General features: G+C 53.9%; 15 protein-coding genes and 2 pseudogenes. 4 read left to right on the top strand and 13 right to left on the bottom strand.

All coding sequences use genetic code 11. The annotated features are described in order from the left end of the window. Positions 1-21 precede the first annotated feature (21 nt). Together QMX97_RS05435 and QMX97_RS05430 are read left to right on the top strand one after the other, a co-directional pair. Entirely contained in the window at positions 22-2,460 is a 2,439-nt protein-coding gene (locus QMX97_RS05435; protein ID WP_065910214.1) for an ATP-binding protein, read from the top strand. A 1,051-nt stretch (positions 2,461-3,511) separates the two neighbouring features. Then, positions 3,512-3,829, top strand: a complete 318-nt coding sequence (locus QMX97_RS05430; RefSeq protein WP_262135332.1) for a hypothetical protein — start codon at positions 3,512-3,514, stop codon at positions 3,827-3,829. 5 nt (positions 3,830-3,834) lie between these two features. Here QMX97_RS05430 and QMX97_RS05425 read toward each other — a convergent pair whose 3' ends face one another. Beyond that, positions 3,835-5,658, bottom strand: a complete 1,824-nt coding sequence (locus tag QMX97_RS05425; RefSeq protein ID WP_106802590.1) for a hypothetical protein — start codon at positions 5,656-5,658, stop codon at positions 3,835-3,837. A gap of 163 nt (positions 5,659-5,821) precedes the next feature. Here QMX97_RS05425 and QMX97_RS05420 point away from each other — a divergent pair, with 163 nt between their 5' ends. Then, positions 5,822-6,310 (top strand): TIGR00645 family protein, encoded by a 489-nt coding sequence (locus tag QMX97_RS05420; RefSeq protein ID WP_010206662.1) that lies wholly within the window; start codon positions 5,822-5,824, stop codon positions 6,308-6,310. Between the two features lie 15 nt (positions 6,311-6,325). Here QMX97_RS05420 and QMX97_RS05415 read toward each other — a convergent pair whose 3' ends face one another. The 8 genes from QMX97_RS05415 to QMX97_RS05380 form a co-directional block, all read right to left on the bottom strand. Further along, positions 6,326-7,765, bottom strand: coding sequence for a phospholipid carrier-dependent glycosyltransferase (locus QMX97_RS05415; RefSeq protein WP_282396340.1), 1,440 nt, complete (start codon positions 7,763-7,765; stop codon positions 6,326-6,328). 125 nt (positions 7,766-7,890) lie between these two features. Further along, the gene (locus QMX97_RS05410) at positions 7,891-8,916 is read right to left on the bottom strand and encodes a hypothetical protein (protein WP_282396339.1); all 1,026 of its coding nucleotides are present in this window, start codon (positions 8,914-8,916) and stop codon (positions 7,891-7,893) included. A gap of 112 nt (positions 8,917-9,028) precedes the next feature. Continuing rightward, positions 9,029-9,280: a DUF6124 family protein gene (locus QMX97_RS05405; RefSeq protein WP_262135328.1), complete on the bottom strand. Its 252-nt coding sequence runs from the start codon at positions 9,278-9,280 to the stop codon at positions 9,029-9,031. A gap of 798 nt (positions 9,281-10,078) precedes the next feature. After that, positions 10,079-12,166 (bottom strand): AIPR family protein, encoded by a 2,088-nt coding sequence (locus QMX97_RS05400; RefSeq protein ID WP_282396338.1) that lies wholly within the window; start codon positions 12,164-12,166, stop codon positions 10,079-10,081. A 17-nt stretch (positions 12,167-12,183) separates the two neighbouring features. Beyond that, entirely contained in the window at positions 12,184-13,116 is a 933-nt protein-coding gene (locus QMX97_RS05395) for a PD-(D/E)XK motif protein (RefSeq protein ID WP_282396337.1), read from the bottom strand. Beyond that, positions 13,106-15,847, bottom strand: coding sequence for a Z1 domain-containing protein (locus QMX97_RS05390; RefSeq protein ID WP_282396336.1), 2,742 nt, complete (start codon positions 15,845-15,847; stop codon positions 13,106-13,108). Before QMX97_RS05390 ends, QMX97_RS05395 begins: the two co-directional genes overlap by 11 nt. Next, on the bottom strand, positions 15,844-17,310 hold the full coding sequence (locus tag QMX97_RS05385) for an ATP-binding protein (RefSeq protein WP_282396335.1): 1,467 nt from the start codon (positions 17,308-17,310) through the stop codon (positions 15,844-15,846). Before QMX97_RS05385 ends, QMX97_RS05390 begins: the two co-directional genes overlap by 4 nt. 218 nt (positions 17,311-17,528) lie before the next feature. Beyond that, positions 17,529-19,154 (bottom strand): DNA cytosine methyltransferase, encoded by a 1,626-nt coding sequence (locus tag QMX97_RS05380; RefSeq protein WP_282396334.1) that lies wholly within the window; start codon positions 19,152-19,154, stop codon positions 17,529-17,531. 28 nt (positions 19,155-19,182) lie between these two features. Here QMX97_RS05380 and vsr point away from each other — a divergent pair, with 28 nt between their 5' ends. Next, the gene (vsr, locus tag QMX97_RS05375; protein ID WP_282396332.1) at positions 19,183-19,629 is read left to right on the top strand and encodes a DNA mismatch endonuclease Vsr; all 447 of its coding nucleotides are present in this window, start codon (positions 19,183-19,185) and stop codon (positions 19,627-19,629) included. A 130-nt stretch (positions 19,630-19,759) separates the two neighbouring features. Here the strand turns inward: vsr and QMX97_RS05370 are convergent, their stop codons facing one another. The 4 genes and pseudogenes from QMX97_RS05370 to QMX97_RS05355 all read right to left on the bottom strand — a co-directional run. Then, positions 19,760-19,975, bottom strand: a complete 216-nt coding sequence (locus QMX97_RS05370; RefSeq protein WP_282396331.1) for a hypothetical protein — start codon at positions 19,973-19,975, stop codon at positions 19,760-19,762. Next, positions 19,972-20,957: pseudogene (locus QMX97_RS05365) on the bottom strand (integrase domain-containing protein). Before QMX97_RS05365 ends, QMX97_RS05370 begins: the two are co-directional and overlap by 4 nt. Then, complete coding sequence (locus QMX97_RS05360) at positions 20,935-21,294, bottom strand: hypothetical protein (protein WP_282396327.1); 360 nt, start codon at positions 21,292-21,294, stop codon at positions 20,935-20,937. Before QMX97_RS05360 ends, QMX97_RS05365 begins: the two are co-directional and overlap by 23 nt. Beyond that, positions 21,278-21,988, bottom strand: a pseudogene (locus QMX97_RS05355) (DUF3987 domain-containing protein); the annotation flags it as partial. The pseudogene QMX97_RS05355 and the gene QMX97_RS05360, both read right to left, overlap by 17 nt. Positions 21,989-22,145: the final 157 nt, after the last annotated feature.

The following is a 22,145-nucleotide window of genomic DNA, read 5'->3' as shown; positions in this document are numbered from 1 at the left end:
CGCTTGATGTAAGGAAGCCCGATGCCTGATCCTGTTGCTGCCAGCTTGCGTCTAGCGCCCGAAGCGCTGACTCGCCCTTTCTCCGCTGAACAGTTCAGCTTCTCGACCACCAATGATTTGGAGCCCTTTCGCGGTGTGCTTGGCCAGGAACGTGCGGTTGAAGCCTTGCAGTTCGGTGTGGCCATGCCACGCCCCGGTTACAACGTGTTTGTCATGGGCGAGCCGGGCACCGGCCGCTTTTCGTTCGTCAAACGCTACCTGAAAGCCGAAGGCAAGCGCCTGCAGACCCCGGCGGACTGGGTCTACGTGAATAATTTCGATGAGCCGCGCGAACCGCGTGCCCTGGAATTGCCAGGCGGCGCGGCGGCGGCGTTCATCGCCGATATCAATGGCCTGGTGGATAACCTGGTCGCGACCTTCCCGGCGGTGTTCGAGCACCCGACTTATCAACAGCGCAAAAGCGCCATCGACCGTGCCTTCAACCAGCGCTACGACAAGGCCCTGGACGTGATCGAGCGCCTGGCCCTGGAAAAGGACGTGGCGCTGTACCGTGACAGCACCAACATCGCGTTTACCCCGATGCTCGACGGCAAGGCGCTGGACGAGGCGGAGTTTTCGCAGTTGCCGGAAGCCGATCGCGAGCGCTTCCACACGGATATTTCCGAGCTGGAGGAGCGCCTCAACGAAGAACTCGCGAGCCTGCCGCAGTGGAAGCGCGAGTCCAATAACCAGCTGCGCCAGTTCAACGAAGAAACCATCACCCTGGCGCTGCAGCCTTTGCTCGCACCGCTGTCGGAAAAGTACGCGGAAAACGCCGCGGTCTGTGGTTACCTGCAAGCCATGCAGGTGTACCTGCTCAAAACCGTGGTCGAGCAGTTGGTCGACGACGCGAAGACTGACGCCCAGGCGCGCAAACTGCTGGAAGAGCAGTACTGCCCAAGCCTGGTGGTCGGCCATCCGGTCAACGGCGGCGCGCCGGTGGTATTCGAGCCGCACCCGACTTACGACAACCTGTTCGGCCGTATCGAATACAGCACCGACCAGGGCGCGCTGTACACGACTTATCGCCAGCTGCGCCCGGGCGCCTTGCATCGGGCCAACGGCGGCTTCCTGATCCTGGAAGCCGAGAAAATGCTCGGCGAGCCGTTTGTATGGGACGCCCTCAAGCGTTCGCTGCAGTCGCGCAAGCTGAAGATGGAATCGCCGCTGGGCGAGCTGGGGCGCCTGGCCACCGTGACCCTCAACCCGCAAATGATCCCGTTGCAGGTCAAGGTGATCATCATCGGTTCGCGCCAGCTGTACTACGCGCTGCAGGACGCCGATCCGGACTTCCAGGAGATGTTCCGGGTACTGGTGGATTTCGACGAAGACATCCCGATGGTCGACGAGAGCCTGGAGCAGTTTGCCCAGTTGCTCAAGACCCGCACCTCGGAAGAGGGCATGGCGCCGCTGACCTCCGACGCGGTTGCGCGCCTGGCCACCTACAGCGCCCGACTGGCGGAACACCAGGGGCGCTTGTCGGCGCGTATTGGCGACTTGTTCCAGTTGGTCAGCGAGGCGGACTTTATCCGACACCTGGCCGGCGACGAGATGACGGATGCCGGCCACATCGAACGTGCGCTCAAGGCCAAGGCCACGCGAACGGGACGTGTGTCGGCGCGGATTCTCGACGACATGCTCGCCGGGGTGATCCTGATCGACACCGCTGGCGCGGCGGTCGGCAAGTGCAACGGGCTGACGGTCCTGGAAGTGGGGGATTCGGCATTCGGTGTGCCGGCGCGGATTTCCGCCACGGTGTACCCGGGCGGCAGCGGCATTGTCGACATCGAGCGCGAGGTCAACCTCGGGCAGCCGATCCACTCCAAGGGCGTGATGATCCTCACCGGTTACCTGGGCAGCCGTTATGCCCAGGAATTCCCGCTGGCAATCTCCGCGAGTATTGCGCTGGAGCAGTCCTACGGTTACGTGGACGGTGACAGCGCGTCGCTGGGCGAGGCCTGCACCTTGATCTCGGCGTTGTCGAAGACGCCGCTCAAGCAGTGCTTTGCGATCACCGGCTCGATCAACCAGTTCGGTGAAGTGCAGGCGGTGGGTGGGGTCAACGAGAAGATCGAAGGCTTCTTCCGCCTGTGCGAAGCCCGCGGTTTGACCGGCGAACAGGGCGCGATCATTCCCCAGGCCAACGTCGCCACGCTGATGCTCGACGAGAAGGTCTTGCAGGCCGTGCGCGATGGACAATTCCACATCTATGCGGTGCGCCAGGCGGATGAAGCGCTGAGCCTGCTGGTGGGCGAGGACGCCGGTGAGCCGGACGCAGAAGGCCAGTTCCCGGAAGGTACGGTCAATGCGCGCGTGGTCGAGCGGTTGCGTGCGATTGCCGAGATGATCAGTGAAGACGACTTGAAAGAAGCGGAGAAGGAGCTGGCGCAACAGGCCTTGGCCGAAGCCAAACCGACCTGATTGTCCTGTTGGCGCGCGATTAATGTGGGGGCTGGCTTGCCTGCGATGGCGGTGTGCCTGGCGAAGAAAAATGCCAGCAATGCCGCCGCCTTCGCAGCCTCGATGGGGCTCGACATCTCCCACACTTGGGCTGCGTCGCGCCGGATATTGCGATCACCCTGGGGATTGAAATAAGGCCGACACCGCCAACCCCCTGTAGGAGCTGTCGAGCTTTAGCGAGGCTGCGAAAGCGGTGTCTCAGGCGCAGAAAATGCCAGCAATGCCGCCGCCTTCGCAGCCTCGCCGGGGCTCGACAGCTCCTACACTTGGGCTGCGTCGCGTCGGATATTGCGATCACCCAGGGATTGAAATAAGGACGGCACTGCCAATCCCCTGTAGGAGCTGTCGAGCTTTAGCGAGGCTGCGAAAGCGGTGTGCCTGGCGCAGAAAATACCAGCAATACCGCCGCCTTCGCAGCCTCGCTGGGGCTCGACAGCTCCTACACTTGGGCTGCGTCGCGTCGGATATTGCGATCACCCCCGGGATTGAAATCAGGCCGACACCGCCAACCCCCTGTAGGAGCTGTCGAGCTTTAGCGAGGCTGCGAAAGCGGTGTGCCAGGCGCGGAAAATGCCAGCAATACCGTCGCCTTCGCAGCCTCGCTGGGGCTCGACAACTCCCACACTTGGGCTGCGTCGCGCCGGATATTGCGATCACCCAGGGGATTGAAATCAGGCCGACACCGCCAATCCCCTGTGGGAGTTGTCGAGCTTTAGCGAGGCTGCGAAAGCGGTGTCTCAGGCGCGGAAAATGCCAGCAATGCCGCCGCCTTCGCAGCCTCGCTAAAGCTCGACACTAGCTTCCTCATGGGAACAACGGTGCCTTGGAACACCGATAAAATCGCCACATTTTTGACTCGTCTATAGAGGCCCAACGCCCGTTGGTCCCTACAACCTTGGTTTGCACTGGTTTTATTCTATTCTCTGATCAAGGGATATCCACAGGAGTCGCTGGATAGAAACAGCCTCGCCATCGGCTGAGGTTGAACACCGATCTACCGAGGGTCGCCGCCATGCCGCGCAACCTTTGCCTTACCCGCCAATGCCTGGGCCTGGTCACCCGTATCGAATGCTCCATTCGCCCTCTCGCGGGGGATAACGGGATGTGGACCCTGCTGTTTGCTGCCGGAATGACTGGCGAGCAGCCCTCCACCATCAAGTCCCAGGGCCCGTTTCATGGGCCCTTCGTCGCCGAAACCATTCTGCAATCGATCGTCGAAAGCCTGACCCTGCACGGCTATGAACTGGCGGATGACCCGCAGATCTGGTGCCTGCACCTGCAGGCCCATCTGCGGCAACTCAACGGTGGGCACGAGCGCCTGGCGCTCTAGCCGGGTTACTTGCTTTCGGGCTTGTCCAACTTGACCTCAAAGCCGTACTGCACGGTGCTCAGGTCGGTGCGCTGGTAGCTTTCCAGCGCAGTGGGCTGGCCGTAAAAGTAATGCACATCAAACATCGCCGTGCCGTATTCCTCGGCGCGGTGGCTCACGCCGAGAATTTCCTTGAGGTAGTTGCCGCTCGCGTCCTTGGCGTAGAAGCGCCAGCTGTCGGCGGGGAATTCCTTCTGGTCGACAATCAGCGCGTTGTCCTTGAGCGACAGCCCCTTGGGCAGCTTGGCGACGTCAATCTCAGCCTTTTGGATGGTGGCCAAAAACAGCGGAATCGAGCCCACCACGTACGCCGGGTTTTCCGGGAACAGGTTGAGGTCGTAGGTGAGGGTGCCGCGCGCCGGGTTCAGTTCAAACGCTTCGGTGGGCAACTCGATCGGCTCGCCGCGTTCACCTTTGTCGTCAGCGGTGAAGAAAGTTACCGGTGATTCGCTGCTGTTGCGCTCGCTGCCGACCAGGTCGTCATTGAACGTGAACGGATGGTCGAACACGATATGTGCGGCGCTGGCGTCTTCGACGGACTGGCTGATGGTGACGCTGTTTTTCAGTTGATCCTCGGTCATGGTCGCGTCCTTGAGCCAGCTGGCGGCACCGTCGTCATACACGGTGACCGGCATGGGCAAGGCTTGGACGGTCTTTTCCAGGCTGTTCTTGTCGAAGCGCTGAACCGGCAGGTCGAGGTCCTTGCGAGTGAGCGTGGCCGTGGAGAAATCCAGCACGTTGATCTGCAGGTTGTCGATCAGGCCGTTGAAATACACCTTGGCGTAATGGCTGGTCTGCTTGTGTTCGAAGGCTTTCTGCTCATCGGTCAGCTGTTTTTCAAACGCATCCGACCAGGCCTTCTGCTTTTGCATCTCGGCCAGTTGCTTCTCGTAGAACTCGACTTGCGCGGCGCTTTCGTTGATTGAACCGGAGCGTGTGAGGAATTGCCCGGTGCTGTCGCGTGCCTGCACCAGCAGGGGGTTGGGCGACTCGTCGCCGACTTCCGGCGCCAGCGGTTGGCTGTTGGTCAGCTCGATCTCGGCGTAGTTTTTTTCCAGAAGCACCAGGTTGACCGTGATATTGCCTTCGGTGCGCTTGTGGCCCACGTCCTTTTTCGACAGGTCGAACGTCAGCACTTTGCCCGGCGCAACCACTTCCACCGTACCTTTGAGGCGGACCGGCTGCGGCTGACTTTTGTTTTCTGTCTCGATGCCATCGATGAACGGGTAGGTCACCGTCAGGTCATCCGGGTTGGTCAGGTTGGAGCTGCTGGGGCTCAGCTGGATGCCTGGATCGGTTTCCGACCATTCGGGCTGAAACGGCACGACCTTGTTGTTGCTCAAGGTGACCGACTGCCACTCCAGGCCATGGGGAAAAGGGAATTGCTCGGGGGTGTTGAAGTTGAACGGGAAGACCGGCTGCAGATCCGTCAGGTAGTCGGAGTGCGAGGCCTTGCGCAGCACGAACAGGCCATTTATGTAGGTGTCCACCAGCGCCTGGGGCGTGGGGTAATGCTTGAGCAGGGCCAGGCTGTCTTCGCCGTATTCGGCTTCGATGGGCTTGGTTGCGAGTTTGACCCGCGCCCGTTCCAGCAACAGCAGCGAGCCGCCGAGGTCGGCGATGGCGTCGCGCAGTTTGGGATCCTGGATGCTGTCGAGGGAGTGTTCGAATTTTGCGGTTTTCTCTTCGAGGGTGGTCTGCTTCTGCTCATCGCTGGGGGAGCAGCCGCTGGCCAGCAGCAATGCCGCGCACAGGCCGAGACTGGCCAAAGGGGATCGCACATCCATCATCTGAATTCTTCCTGTCCGACGTCATGGAGCCGAGTTGATGGGCTCGACACTAGCAGAAAAATTCTCTTACAGATGCCGCACAGGTCAGTTTTCTCGCGGTTACAGGTGTTTGGTAGCGGCTGGTATACTCGCCGCCATTTTTAGCCAAGCTGTGTGAGATCCAATGGAACGCTTTATCGAAAATGCTATGTACGCCTCGCGCTGGCTGCTGGCGCCGATCTATTTCGGCTTGTCCCTCGGGTTGCTGGCGCTGGCGCTGAAATTTTTCCAGGAAGTGATTCACTTGCTGCCGAGTGTGTTCTCGATGGCGGAGTCCGAGCTGATCCTGGTGCTGCTGTCGTTGATCGACATGGCCCTGGTCGGTGGCTTGCTGGTGATGGTGATGATTTCCGGCTACGAGAACTTCGTCTCGCAGCTGGACATCGACGATAACAAGGAAAAGCTCAACTGGCTGGGCACCATGGACTCTTCGTCGCTGAAGATGAAAGTCGCGGCGTCCATCGTGGCGATTTCCTCGATCCACCTGCTGCGCATCTTCATGGACGCCAAGAACGTCGATCCGCAACACCTGATGTGGTACGTGATCATCCACATGACCTTCGTGGTCTCGGCGTTTGCCATGGGTTACCTGGACAAGGTCACCAAGCACTGATGCCCCGCGCCGGCCTTACTGCTCGATGAAGTAGTAAGGCTGGCGGTTGATCGCCATCTCCTTGATGACCGTGACCTTGGTGGTTAAATCGTTGGTGTGGTCCAGCAGCGCAACGTTGCCGGGCCTGGCGGTCAAAAAGCGCTGAAGCTCGGCTTCGGTCTGCAGGATCGGCAGATAGGCCTGGGTGTAGAACACGCTGGCGCCGGCAATCCGCTCATTGGGCTGAAACAACACCACCTCCTTGCCTTCGGCTTGCAGTGCCTGGATCTGACTGATCAGCGGCACGAACGACTGGCGCACGTCGGCTTTGGGCGCGAACCAGAAGGCGGCTATCAGGTAGCAGGCGACCGCCAGGGTGAACACGCCGCCCACCAGCCTGGTGTGGTGTTTATACAACCCCGGTTTGTGGGTCTTGAGCCATTCCAGCAGCACCCGGGCATATTCTGCCGCCAATACGGCGGCGGCTGGCGTGAGCGCCATCAAGTACACCGTGCGTTTGCTCGACGCGAAGGTCAGCAGGGTGAACTGCGCCACCAGCCACACGCTGAAGAACAGGCGGTAACGGTTGCGCACCAGGCTTTTACGGAAATGCCACAGGCCCAGGTACACCAGGATGTTCCAGGGCAGGAACGCCTCGGGCAGCTTCGCGATGTAGTAGTAGATCGGCTCGTAGTGCCCCGCCTCGACAAACGAGCCGCTGAAGCGCCCGACGCTGTTGGTCCACAACACTTCTCCCACCGCCTGCATGCCGCCGCGCTGGAACAGGAAGCCCAGCCAGATCATCAGCGGTATCAGCGCCAGCAAAGTGAAGAAGGCCGGCTTGAGCCAGTCACCTATGCGCAGGCGTTTGTCCATCAGGCTGGTGCAGGCCAGGTACACGAAGATCACGATACCCGGCATCGCCAGGCCCAGCACGCCCTTGCTCAAGGTGGCGATGACCATCCCCACGGTAAACAGGGCCCAGGGCCAGGCGTTGCCGCCTTGACGCTCGGATTCGGGCCGCATCGCCTGATAGAACGCCAGCAGCGCGGTGGTGACGCCCAGGGTCAGTAGCGAGTCCTCACCCACGCCGCGCACATTGCCCCAGTAACTGGCCATGGTCGCGAGGATCAAGGCGGCACTGAACGCCAGCGTCTTCGGCCGCCCGAACGTGCGCAGCATGCCGTAGAGCAGCATCACGCTGAACAACCCGGCAAAGGCCGAGGCCAGGCGCACCGCCCAGGTAGTCCCGCCAAACAGGCGAATCGCCCCGGCGTCGATCCACAGGCTCAGCGGCGGTTTTTCCAGGAAGGGCTCGCGAAACAACTGCGGCACCACCCAGTTGTTGTCCAGGTGCATGGCCATGGCAATCCCGGCGACACGGGCTTCGGTGGAGCCTTGCAACTCATGGTTGCCCAAGGCAAAGAAGAACAACAGACCAGCAAGCAGCAACAGCAAAGGAGCGGGACGCGTCATGGATTCTGGCTACCAAGGCAGGAGGACCGTCCGGGGGAACGGTCATTGCAATTGGCTAGTATCCGTCGGCGTTTCTGAATATTTCGTGAACGAGTGTCGGATTTTTTTAAAGTGCACCCAGACCCTCACGGGGCCTTCAAACTGGGGACTGCGGCCTTGCCTTGCGCCGACAGCACCGGCTCCAGTTGCTCCCAGGTAAAGCTCAGCTCGTTGTCACAGCCGTCGCCTTGGGCGGGTGTCGAGAGTTGCAGGCCCTGGGTGTTGAAGCTCAAATCGAACGTGGAATAGCTGGTCACCGCCGGGCACCCTTCGTCGGTGGTGGTCTGTTTGGCCAGCCACGCGCTGAAGTGGGCGGGCAGTTTGACTTGGCCCGAGTAGGGGGTGTCCCATTGCTCGCGGCCTCCCAGCCACGTCCACGGATCGACCTTTTCGCCGGTTTGCAGGTTCCAGCTGTGCAGGCCCCAACTGATACCACCGCGCCCGTAGCCCGCCGACCAGCGATAGAAACGCACAGTGATCCAGTGCGCTGACCAGTACGACGGCTCCACCGTGATCTCGCTGGTCGTGGTGCCGCCATTCTGGTCCAGTGAGTTGCGTCGCTCCCGGTAGAAGTCCGTCTGGCCCTCTGGATTGATGGCCATGCGCGCGAGGTCGCGGTTGATCTTATCGATCGCTTCCCCGTCGCCTTCAAGTTTCAGGATGACCTGCCCACCTTGGGTCTTCACTTGATAGGCATGCTCGGCGAAGGTCTTCTTCTCGACCTTTACCGCAGGCGGCGCGGCTTCGAGAGGAAGGTTGTAGGTGTCGCTCGCGCACCCGTCGGCGTCCGCGCGTTTCAACACCAACAACAGGCTTTTACCACCCAGGGCTTTGCTCCAGGTACCAGTCAGCGAATCGTCTTGCGGGTCGTCCAACTGCCAGAAGCCGGTTTGCCCTTCTTCCACCCACGGCTCACTGGCATTGGCCTGAGTCAGCTGAATGGGCGTGAGAATACGTTGGTAGTAGTAACTGCCATTGGCGCCGTGGGCGCCGTTGAAACAGACAGTGATCGCGGATTTGCCCAAGGTGCCCGTCCAGACGCCGGCGAGGCCGGCGGCGTTTGCGAGCACTGGGGCGCAGGCGAGGGTGAGAACAGCGAGGGGCTTCAGCACGGGTATCGGACTTCCGGTTGTCTGATAGAGGCGGTCAGGGTAATGGGAAGTGCGGGCGGATTCCAGACGGACAGCAAAAGGCCGAGTCGCTGAACGCGTCTCGGCCTTTTTGTTACTGGAATGTTTGTGTGTCTTGAGTGAGGACCAGCACGCGCTCGACCAACAGCTCGCCCAGCACGATCAGTTGCTGGGTGGCCAGCAGCTTGTGACGGTGGGCGCCGTCGAGTTCGAAGGCCAGATCGGTGGTCATGGCGTTGAGTGACGCGAGGGTTTCGCTGGCTTGGATCAGCAGGGTTTCGGAGGTGATATCCGGAGCGATTGTGAAGAGGGTTGCGGAGGGGGGATTGGGGGTGATTTTTTTCATGATGAAGCTCCCACACTGTTTAAGGAGCTACCGCCCTCTGCTGTCAATCAGGAATGGGAGGCAGCTGTACGCGGGTTGACAGACCGGAAGTGTAGGAACCCGGCGCACCCGAAGATGCCCCACGCACAGCCGCCATGAACTAGGCGGAATGCGTCAAGCATGCCGTCTTATCAAGGGGGGTGAAAGGTTACACTTTTCGGCCTGTCAAAGCCGGTCGCTGATGAGCAGCGACTCAAGGAAATTAACGTTGTGGCGCGGGTTGCGCCAGTTCATCAATGGCGCGATAGCTTGAAGGAAAATTCCGAAGGTCCTTCCTATCGGGCTTTCCAAACCCTAGAAACAACAAAAACCGCACTGGTCGGGTTCCGCCGATGCTTCGAATTGGGCCGGGGTAAGTTGAACGGAGCGGGTAAGATATTGATTAAAAATACTATTTCCAGTGATCATTTTGTGCTGGAATACTGATTGGAATGCCGAGGGTATAGCTTTCCTACTCGATTAACCGCTGAGTCAAATTTATTCCAGCTGTATGGAAATGATGCGAAGCACGCTAATTAATCTTGAATGCTAGTGAATTGCCTCATCGGATTTACCTACTTCATGCACGATGCGACTGCGCGTCCCCTATGGCCCGGTACACGAACGGTGCCCTCCAGTGTGGCTTCGGCCATCTTAGGGGGGATAAAACTACGTGGTCATCAAAAAATAGCAGCACATATTTTCAGATATATATGGATTTAAGCGGGCTTAGATAAAAAGGTAAAAGCAGTAGCTCTCCACTTTTACCTTTTTCTTTATTTAAAGGGCAAGATAGCCATCTTCAATTAGTTCTCCACGTAGCTTCCAAATTTCGATGCATTGGCGTTCTGTAGGGAGCTTGTGTGGTATTTGTGCGGCGATTTTTAATAGGTTTATCTGTCGAGGAGAAAGCTTTTCTTTTTTAACTCCCCAGTTTAATAGTCGAGTCCATTCAGCGCCAGGTAAGTCAACGACCATGATCTGAACTTGAATGCTGTCATCAGTCTTTTGTGTCGATTTGGATTTTTTACCTTCCTCGACAGATTGGCGTACTTCTTGGAGGAAATCATCGGCGTTTGAAACTAAGCTTATTTTTGTATCCTTCACCTGCTCCCAACACGCCTGCATTTTTGCCCATTCGGTAACGTTGTCTTTAGGCCTATCAGGATCGGTTAGCACATGGAAGACTTTTTCTGAAATTATGGACAATTGTTCGCATAGCGATTGTGGGACAGCTTGTGAGTCCCAGATGGTCCTAAAATTAAGCTGTTTGCCAAGTGCATCTTCAGATATTAAGTTGTGCAGCTTAGCGATTGAGTACGTGACAATGTTCGCTCGGTACCCTCCTTGGTACCACGGCTGCTGACTGACCAAGGCTTCTGTTTTTTTGAAGATTATAGCTAAAGCAACTATCTTGCGGAAATATTCTTCATTATAGATCTTGCCATCCGATGTCCATGACTTGGAGATGGTGTCGGCGAAGAATATGAAGTTTTTTTGAGCACCCATGCTTACTCTATGAGGCTGCTCCCGCCAGCTGTTCTCATATTTTGCAACATCAGTCTTTGTGAAGAGCTGACTTTTTGGGTTTTGCATTAAGAAATGATTTTTTTGGGCAGTCGATAGTTTTGCTTGCTCATTTAGATATTGGCCGCGAGCTCTCTCATAGAACCAGTGTGTACCATACTGAGCACCGCCGCTTGATGAGGTAAACAACCTACGGGAAAACTCTTGAAGTCGAATGTGGAACGGATGGTTGGAGAAAAAGTCTGCGTCGCTTACCTTGTTTTGGCTATTCGCGTAACGTGCGATTTCTGGCGTTAACTCACCTGCTTTTTCTGGAGGCAAAACCGAAAGCTTCATTTGCACCATAACTTTCGAGAGCTCCAAGCATTCTTTGCGGGCAGCACCGCCTCTCTTCGCAAACGCTAATGATGCAGTGGTTTGTCCACCATTCACGATTTGCAGGTTAACGGCGCTTCGAATGCGCACCCCGCCCGCATCTTCTTCAAGTTCGATATTTTCAGCAGTAGCTGCAATTCCATTGTTGAAGGCGAAGAACATCTCAGGCTGATTGCGTATAGTGTTTTGAATAGCTGCGTTAACTTTCCCTTTAGTGCTGAGAAAGGTTCGAACGTTCCCTTCAAGCAATCTGCTGCCGTACATGTCGTAAATGTCTGCCAAGGTGTCCCCAGGAATCATACAGAGATAGGCGCTATAGTCCCCATGGGACTCGGCTGCAGCAAGACATTTCAGTCCACTGCTTCCAATTGAGGAGAAATCAACCACAAGATCATCCCGTCCTGTAGCTGATATATAAGCTGAATGGAATCTTCCGATATCCCAGATATGAAACTCGACTGGGGTTCCTCTCACTTGCTCTTCAGGCCAGCCTTTTTGGCGAGTTTTCAGCATGGCGTCGCTGACGAAATAGAAGCGATATTTAGTTATCTTTGAATGCCAATCCATTAGGTCACATGCAAAACCATGGCCTGGTTGGCTTTCGTCCACGCTGCCGTCAGTCAAATTCCCGTCCAATGCTTCCTCTAGGAAGGCTCGCAAATCACCAATTGCAGCCTTGACATCGGAAGTAACGAATGAGGTAACTTCATCTTCATTGAAGAAATCAGCGACTAGTAGCGCCATTGAATTGTCTGCTTCATCAAATGCGTAGCCGTCGATGCGCAGCTTTTTGCGTTTTTCGTTAACACCTTCAAATCTACAAACTTCAAAGGATAGAAGCTCTTCAGCCTCTATGAGTCTATCTCCGCAGTCCTCTACAAAAGCAGTGCGGATAAAGTCGCGTGAAGACTCCGCTTTTGAGCGAACGGCCTCTATAAAATCTTTATGGAAAGTATCAAGATCCATATGAACTGACCCGTGCGCTAGATTTGAAAGGCTGTGCAGTTATTAAGGTTTAGCTTATATTTTACACTACTAAGACCTGGCGACAAATCTTGCGGTCGGATGCAAGGAAAGCCAGTAACTACTTTATAACGGGAGGTGCTATACAATATCATCACTTGGTTGTCATATTCCGGGTGTGTGGAGTACCCACATCTCAATAGGCAGTTTTCAAAGGCTGAGTAAGTTTCGAAGTCTGACTTAAGTGATTTTCGGATATCGTCAACCAGCTGATTCAGCGTAAAGCCATTAGCTGTGCTTTCTGCTCCGCTTCCCAGCTGAACAACAACAAGCTGCAATTCGCGGTAGGTATAATCGAGCTGTCTTTCAGATGCAATCGTCACCTCGTTTACTGATGGCCAGACAGTTTTTACTTCCCAAGCCAGCTTCTCAAATTGGAAATCTTGATCAGCCCGATCAGGCCCCTTCCAGCTCTGAATAGCTGCAGGCGCGCTGATCATCTCAATAAGTGATTTGAGGTGGAGGAGTTCGCCGCTCAACCCCCGGACTTGAGATTCGTTCAAGGTTTCTAGGTTGCCTCTTTCGAACAGCAGGCGCCAGCTAACAAGACGCGCTAAAACAAACGGAAGGCCATTAGACTTATCCGAGCATTGGCGTGAAGATGCAATCAAATCTTCACAGAACAATCGAAATAGCTCAAAAAGATCTGGTTTTTCCAAAATGAATAGTAGAGACCATCGGCCATCTTCCCGGAGTACAGTGTGTATTTTCACTGATTGGAGTTCTAAGTCGACGCCGGGATTTTCTTGCGTAATCAACAATAGAGTGAATCGACCCAATGAATCCACACCTGCGTAGAAATCAAGGATGTGCTCCACGTCAACCCTGCGAAATCCTGATCCGACCGCTTCTGCTTTCACTGTGTCCCAAATAAGTTTGATTTTATTCGTCATCATCGTCTTCCTCATCATCGTTGTCATCAATTGAGGAGCTATCCCCGGACAACATATTTCGGAGTTCGACAAGGTTAATACGATAAGCTACACGATGACTGCTGATATCAAGGGATGGAAAGCTTAGGCCTATGGCTACAAGCGCTTCGCAATCGGACGGCAGTTGAAACTTACTTTCTTTTCCCTCTTCGTTTCTGGGCTCAATCAAGTGGATTAGCAATAGCGGTGCCTGCCTAACGGCAGTGTATGCTTTGCCCGGAATTGTTTGGATACTCTTTTTGGCTTCGCTTCTATACCTAATCTCTGCTGCCTCGATTTCAGGCTTTGACAATCCTGCCTTCTCATCGGCCGCTGATCCCACCCGCAGTTTAGTCCCGTTAACAAGCAAGGCTTTTATATTGTCATCAATAGATATCTTGCGGACCCTTCTTTTTACCTCTAACTCTTCTGCGAATTTTATCGAGCTGCCGCTGCCCGTGGGTAAAGCTACATCCCAAAAATCAAGCTTATGGTCGGTGGATTTTTCAATAAAATCAGCCAGGCTAGATGTTTGCAGCTTTACGCTAAGAGGATGATTGATGAAGGCCTTCAGGAATTTTACGACCAGTTGCTTCGGTACGGACCGCCATACGGGGAAGGCGCCATCTTCTATCTTTTTAGAATCAGGACTGGTTGTTACTGATCGTATAAAGCTCTGCGCCTCCTTGTAGTTTGAGGAAACTATCGAGGGGTCTTTTAGTAAACGGGGCGACTCCAAGCTTTCTTCAGTAATAGATATTATCTGGACGATTTCATCTGAGTCCCTCATTTTGTTTCTGGCGGTAATGAGTAAAGACTCAGGGTGAGATCTCACGCGAAGCCCAAAATCGATTGGTTTGAGGCGAGAGTTCTGCATTCGACGCACTTCGTTACGAAGCTCGTCAGTTGCCTCTGAAATATGTGCATACCAATCTGCTGTTTCTTCAGTCATCCAGATTTTACATAGATCTTCGTAACCGGATCGATAGCCGAACCACCTTCCCATTTGAAGTAAAGCATCATACATTTGAGTTGTTCTGTAGAAGTAACTAATACACAACCCTTCGAGCGTCAAACCACGCGCTAGGCTGTTGCCACCAACTGCTACTACCCTCAAGCCGTGTTCCTTGTAGGCAGTATAATCTAAGCTGGCCGGCCCGCTTTTTTGGTTTACTGCAGTAGTCTGAATCGGCATCGTAGAAGCTGAAAGTTGGGCTTGAACCTGCTGCCACGTTATTTCTAGGGTGGAGAAGTTTCTCTGAAATGCGTTGTATAGAGATTCAATGGAACTATTACGTATGGCTTCATCGAAAGGTAGGGAAGCGTAATTTCGAATGTCTCCCTGCATCAGTCGGACTTCATGATCGAGGATGTCTCGGACTTGATTTTGTATCAAGGTGAAGTGACTAACGTTTACTAGCATGGATCTATGCTTTGGCATCCCAGCACGAATGTCCATTAGCGTGTTAACTAAGAAGAAGCATGTGATCGCATCTTTAAGCGATGACGGGACGCTCTCCACCACGCTGTCAGAGGCCTGTCCGCGCGGAAAGCACTCCTCGGCATCATCGATAACATTTAAGCACTTTAGGTCGGAGTTTTCGCCAAAAATCCGGCTTGCCCCAACATAATTTGTAGGCGCGTCTAATGTGTAAATAAAATCGCGAGGGAATAGATCGTCACCCTCGACATTATTCGTTGTTTCAGGGTTGATAAATACGTTGGCAAACGGAGTTGCAGTAAACCCTACATAACTGGATCTCGGGAAAACTTTCAGCAGTCCACGGATCCCCGCATTTATAGCAGTTGCCTTTTTGGGGTTTGTATTGATAGAGGCATTGTCCGCCTCGTCATCAATAAGCAGAAGGGGGATGTCTATGTTTCCGCCGGAGCCAGCATTATAATTAACCAGCCACTCCACCAGGTTTTCGAGGATTCGCTTGTTTTTTTTGACTACAAGAAGAACAGGCTCTCTGTAGTCGTTTAACCTAAATCCAAGTTGGTTTACCATTGCCGCCCGGAAATCTACTACTGTAGACGTAAAGACACCCGCTGAGCGTGCACCATTGATTAATCCAACGCCAATTTCTTTGCGATGGCGCTTTCGGTTGTTTACGACGCCCGAGCTATCCAAGCCTACAAACCCAGAGTCTAAACGTTCCTGAGTTTGTCTTCTCAAACTTTCTAGCGTCCCTGTCAACAGAATTACTAATTTGTACCCCGCATCTGCCGCCTTGCAAATCAAACCTGTATAGTTAGAGGTTTTCCCCGACTGCACGTCGCCCATTACTAAACCTCGGCGCGGCCATCCTGTGCGACCTGATGGATCTCCCATCAAATCTAGGATCTCATCCGTTACCTTATCTAGCGAGTTAACAACTTTGGGTCCCCAACCCTGCTTCAAAAGATCGGTTTGGTAGCGACTCCAATAAAATGGTTCGATTGCAGCTTTTTTAGCTCTCAGCCAAGGATTGTGTTCATCATAAACACAGTCCCCCAATCCCATGTCAACTGTGAGCGCTTCATGAAGCTTCTTAATAACTACTTCGAACTCGTCGTCCGTGACAGTGTAGGGCGGTATACTCCTTAGAGTGGACGCCAAGTCAAAGATGGCCCCTTCGGTTGGAACTCCATCAGCTGTTAGGGCTGTGATAACTCCCAATTCCAGTCGACGAGCATTCGCTGACAGTACCATCCTTGACGTCTCACTCACGAGTTATATTCCTCAACAATTTTCTTTGTCAGTTCTGGATATAGATTAAATGGTTCTATTAAATGAAGCGACATTAGCAGTTGCCTTCTAGCCGGCGAATCTGCTGGCATATTTACTATAATTGTCGAAATCATATCGTTGATATTTTCGACCGCACTGTCACTTGCGAAATCAGGTCGGACGTCGCTTGCCATACGGTTGTACAAGGCGTCCGCAGGGAATGAACTCTCAATAACCCCTAGAACTAGATTGAGTCGTGCTCTTCCTTCCTTGTCAAGAGATTTTGAGAACTCTGAAATTAGTGGGTGGTTTCGATTTACATCGAATCTAACACCTGATCTATCGAGAACTTCGTTCCAGCCAGGGGCGACATCAGAGTCAGAGATTTTGCGACCCTTAAAAGCGATCGTTCTGCCGCTGACGGATCTGATTCTGTCCACTGTGCGCTTTAAGTTTTGCCGAACCAACTCAGGCGGATGAGCGGCCGATTTTTTTATATCTAAAGTCCAAAGGTGATCAAGTGTGTTGGGGATATCCACCCGTACTCGCGCAAGCTTACTTAGCTCGTCTTTTCTTGCTAGGCGAAACCAAGTTCCCCAAATTATCAGTCGTCTATTTCTATATATATAGAATCCCTGCTGGCTTCGAAAGCCTTCGCTCCCGCCGATTAGCTGTACATCATTGCTACTAAGTTTGCTCATATGCGGCAAAATAAAAGGTTTGACTACGACCCTTTTACCTTCGACGGAAAACTTCTCCTCGTCCAGAGGCTGAGTAGCTTTATGATTGGCCAAGAAAGGGTCAAACGGAACAATTGCAGAACCGTTGAGAGCCATTGATATTTTTGGCTTGCTCCCTTCTTTTGTTAGGAAGCGATGGAAAACAAGTGATAGATGCTCGCGGGCCGCAAGCATTTTTGTTCCCAATGCGTTTTCTGGATCTGCTTCCCCAACAAGCAATTTGTCGAGTTCTTGCCACAGTACCATCGTTCCAGATTTTTTACTTTCTAGCTGGCTGAAGTGAGGTAAGGCTTGGCAGTCTGAAAGTTCAAGCTGAAGCATGACCCAGGCGCCTTTTTCGATAACGACATCGAGATCCCAACAAAATGCGTTGATATCATCATCTTGTTTGGAAATGACAGTCATCCGGCGACATTGTGATATGGAGGCTGTCTTGAGACCTAAGCCATACCGACCCATATCGTCTTCCCCCCTCTCTAAAAGAGGGTTTTTGCTGCCGTGTCGCATTGCGCTCTGCAATACCTCATGCGACATTCCTTTTCCGTCATCTATTATCGCGATGTAAGGGTTGTCAGTAGGGCGGAACTCGATGTAGATCTCTTTGGCATGGGCGGAAATACTATTATCAATTAAGTCCGCCAACGCCGAATCCAAGGTGTAGCCAATTGACCTCATTGATTCGAGCAGTGACGCTGCGTGGGGAGGGTGCTGAACCTCTATCATAGCACCAGTCTCCTAGTACAAAAGGTAACCAAGACTCTCTCCAACAACATTCCTACCCCCCAAGGGCTCGCGTTGATTTCCTACAGTCCCTCTACCGTGGGGCATAATCCGCAGACGGCAGGGCGTGACATCTATTGGCCACTATTCGTCGCATAAAACTGGTTATGATGCAAGCCTCATTTCCAGCCTCCACTGCTTTGGACCTGCCTAGTCATCACTTAGATGATCATCGAATCCACTACTCCAGTATGCTCCGGACTTATAGCCCCGCCCTTAATTATACGCTCTACTAGTTTGGCAATTTTACTTGCAAGAAGAGGTGGGACGGCATTCCCAACTTGATGGTATTGCTGCGTGCGATTGCCTAAGAAAAAATAATTATCTGGGAAAGTTTGCAATCTAGCTGCTTCCCTAACAGTCAGGCTGCGACATTGATTAGGGTCATAATGGATGAAGTAATGGCCATCTTTCGATATATGGCTTGTTATCGTTGAGGAGTACTGGTTGTTAAGTTGTACTCTAAAACGATCGCTAAATTTACCGCTTTCCCAGTTTTTATGGTCAGGAGCCAATCCGGGAAGATTGAATTCTTGATGGCCCTTTGGAGAGACATGGTGAGCCTGTGCGAAGACGGAGGCATATACATATCGCTTGAGATCTGCACTCATGTGGCTTCGAGCTTCATGGTTGAGCCAGACGTTTAACCTGTCGTCTGTAAACCACGAATCCAAATCGCCCGATTTTGTTTTGCCACTCCAAGAGTTTGTCTTTCTTACTCTCAATCCGCCATTATTCAACCGGCCTCCCGAAAATGAATCTCGGAAGATTTTAAGGTTCATCTCTAAGTTTGGATCCTGCTTTCCAGAGGAAATTAGGTCTGCATATAATGTGTCCAAGTGATTTAAAACTTCGCTGCACCACTTGTCTGGAGTGTCGCTTCCCCTCGACAGCGTACTTCGTAGAGGCGGAAGGTTTCCGATTACGTCTCCAACTGTAACTGGTTCGGCAGTTTCAAGCTTGTGCTCGTTTACCTCACCAATGTAATCTTGTGAAACACCGATCAAAATGACCCGGTGGCGACCTTGTGGAATGCCATATTCTTCAGCACGTATTACAAAGTTGCTAAAGTCAATTGAATCTGGCGACATTCCTGATTCGTATATGTCATCAGAGACCAAGGAGCAGATTTTATATTTCGTACCACATCCGCCGTTGATACCTAATGCGGCATCAGGGTCAGCTAAGTCTTGGAGTATTTGTGGGAATATTTGAGTGCCGCTAACTTTCGAGGAAAGAATCCCTTTGACATTTTCCATTACAAATACTGCAGGGCGCTTGCTCTGAATTATTCGAAGATACTCCCGGTAGAGGAAGTGGCGGTGGTCATCTTCCGCTTTGTATTCTGCATTTCCCTTGTTGCGTGCTCGTCCAACTATTGAGTAAGCTTGGCAAGGGGGGCCACCAATCAATACCCAAGGTTTACTGGTATCTAGTCTCGCTTCTAGGATGCGGTCTAGCTCGGCATTCCCCTCCGCACTCCCTAGTTTAATTTGGCGGGCCTCTTTATCGGCATGCTGCCATTCTTTGGCGCTGTTCGAAGTCCAAGGTTGTGATGCCCCACCCGTCTCGCAGTAGTAATAGTAGTCGTCAAGGGCTGCTGGATTGTTTTTTTTCAGCGCTCGATAAAATGCACGGAGTCTTAGCGTAGATCGAGCGAACGGGTCCATTTCTGCTGAGACTAATACATCAAAGCTTCTGCCCTCATTGAGTGAAGAGAAACCTTCACCAAGGCCGCCAGGGCCAGCGAAGAGATCCACGACCTGTAAAGGGTTGTTACAATTCATGAGCTACATCTGCCAAAGGTAAACGAAAGTGGATGTTGTAGATAAAGCGACCAGATCTCGGATGATGGCTGCGATAACCGGCAAAAATACACAGCCTGAGCTCGCATTGCGCCGTTTCCTTCATGCTTTGGGCTATCGTTTTCGCCTGCACCGCAAGGACCTCCCTGGCAAGCCTGACATTGTAATGCCCAAGCTCCGGACCTGTATATTTGTACACGGATGTTTTTGGCATCGACATGTCGGATGTCAATACGCTACTACACCTAAGACTCGGAGCGAATTCTGGGCGGCAAAATTTTCAAGGAACGTTGAGAGAGACCTCGAAAATGTACAGGCGCTGGAGGCCAAAGGCTGGACGGTCAAGGTTGTGTGGGAGTGCGAGATCAAGCAAGGCGGGGGGCGCTTGTCTGATCTACATGAGGCCCTACAAGTGAAGGAGTTGTCCGCTGCCTCAGTGAGGCCTCGCTGTAGGTAATGTTGGCGCCGACTGGACAGGGTGATCGTGACTTCTACGGCCGTCGACGGCAGGAGCGCTTGCCATTTGATCGATCTGTCAGCAACCGCGCAGTCCCTAGCCGCTTACTGATTAGTAAAGCGGTGAGTTTTTAGTAGTACTGGCTTGCGCTTGAGTGATCCTTCAGAAAGTGAGTCAAAAACCAGCGCATATGCTTTCGCTGCCAAGTCCAAGGGGTGTTTCGTTGCCAGCGCTCTTGGATCGCCGCTTTCATGATTTGAGCTTGTCGGAGGTGCCTTTGCTGCGTGCTCTTCGAGCCGCACTGAACGCCGATCAAGAACAACGTCATATCAAAGGATTTGCTCATGACCGGCCACCGATGTAGGCCGAAACCACATCGAGCCGGTTATGTCCGAGCTCAAGACTGATTTGTAGGCGTGCCTGTTGATCAAGGTTGGGGTCGATTCGATAGCAGTGGCCGCCATTGACTGGGGCTGCATAGCCTGTGAAATCGTAGCGTTTGCAAGCGTAGGCGGCGCGCAATTCATGAAACCCCTTTAGCTTGTGCCTATGCAGAGTTTTGCGGGCGGGGCGCACCGTCATTTGCAGGAACGCGGCGTAGCTTTCTTCTGGGGCCAGCAGGTTACGGCTGCCCCTCGGTGATGCATTTCTTGCGAAAAGGATTGCCTCGTTTACCTCATTGTTGTCAGCAATCCACCGCGGCGCTGATGCCCCAGAGCGGCCGCCTTTGGTGCCGTCTTGGATATTGATACGACCCAAGTGCTTGGCCTCATGGTGCAAGCGTGGCAGGTCCGCTAGGATCGCTTCGCGCAGGCGCATGCCGGTTGCTCGGGCCAACAGAGCAATCGCGGCCACTCGCTCGTACTGCTGTTCACGCAATACCTGCAGCACGCGCTGTACCTGTTGATGGTCTTGGCCAGCTGGAGCTTGGGAGCGTACGTTGGAGCGCTACTGCCCTAATGCCTTAATGCCTGGCTCGGGCTGATGACTCTCACTTCCTGATCACCGCGCAGCGCGGCAAGGGTGCGGTTGACGCTGCTCAGGCGATTTTGCGCGGTAGCGATGCATAATTCCCCTTGCTGGATCTGCTGACGCAGGTATGCAACGTAGTCCTGGAGCGTCTGTTGATCAATTTGGCGCGCGTCGTTGTAACCGGGGCCGCCCTCTGACCGGCACCAGTCTACGAATGCTTGCCAGCGATCGCTATGCGCTTTGACCGTGGCGAAGTGGCCGCCGGCGAACATGTTCCCTAGTGCCTGCCGACCGGCATAGCTCAATTGGCGACCATAGCCAAAGTTGCGACCATCACGCCGACCGACCAGCGCCATTGTCTTCACCTTGATCGTTGGTTTGTAGGTACAGCAGCAGGGCTTTCCAGTGGGCGCTGACGCTGTCCAACTGTCCCCAGTGTGCTGGGCGGATGAGAAGAGCGTTTTCGCTGTGTTGCAGCAAGGCCCCGTCTTCTTGCAACTGCTCGATGAGCCGAGCGAGGTCGATTGACTCAGATGTTGGAGCGGCGACAGCGGCGACACTGGCGACAACCCCCGCCGCATCTGGATTGGCATGTGGCGACAAAGTGGTGGCAGTGGCGGCGACACGCCGTAACTCGGTCGGCGAGCAATGTTGCGCCCGATAGCGGCGCACGGCCTCATTGAGGCGGAACATGGCGCACCTCGAATATGTCCCCGTCATTGTCCAGCCAGTTATGGACAACCAGCTGCAGCAATAACTCGAAAGTGTGCCGCGTGCTTTTACGGGCAAAGCGAGGGCCGTTGCGCGTGAGATCGCGGAGGCGAAACGGTGGCCAGTTCTTCTTTATCAACCAGCGCAGCAGGCAATCAGCCTCTGCGCGAAGCTTATTCAGTGGTTCCTGTTCAGTCAGGCGTTGGCTCTCGGCCAGGTAGTAATCCATCAGCGTGGAGGCGCGCTGAATGTGCATGTCTTCCAATACAGTCGATTCCTCAACCACCGCCATCACACCAGCCATGCGTAGTACGTTCGCGGCGGCTTTGCTCGCTGCAGCTTGGACGTTGACCAGCTCGCCGAACTCCCCTGACTCGCATTCAATTGTGTCGTGAATGGCAATCCATGCATCACGGGCGCGTGGGCTCAACTCTATGACCGCAGGTGTGAGGCCACCATCTGTATGCCGTGACCAAGGCTTCTGCATGAGCGCGGCAATGCGCTGCTGGTATAGGTGCACCTTTGGATCTCGGGTCAGGTCGATGGCTTTGTACAGTCGTTGTCCAACCAGACGCTCTGGCCAACTGATCAGACAGCGTCCCAGGATGCCCTGGTCTTTGATATCAGCGTCCTGCAGCAAGCGGTCTGCCAGGCGGGGTTGAAGCATCAAGTGCAAGCAGCACTGCGATGACCGGGGCATGCCTGACTGTCAGTCAGGTGCAGTCCATTCCCTGGTCTGCGGCACCATCATCTACAGCGCTGTTGCTGGTGACATCGGCGTTTGTCGCGCCGATTGTCACGAGGGGAATTGCCGCAAAGCCCTGTGCGATGAG

Origin of the sequence: Pseudomonas sp. PS01298 (assembly GCF_029959745.1) — a bacterium.
GTDB lineage: Bacteria > Pseudomonadota > Gammaproteobacteria > Pseudomonadales > Pseudomonadaceae > Aquipseudomonas > Aquipseudomonas aylmerensis.
Note: the sequence above shows the minus strand (reverse complement) of the source record. Positions and strands in the feature narration are given on the sequence as shown.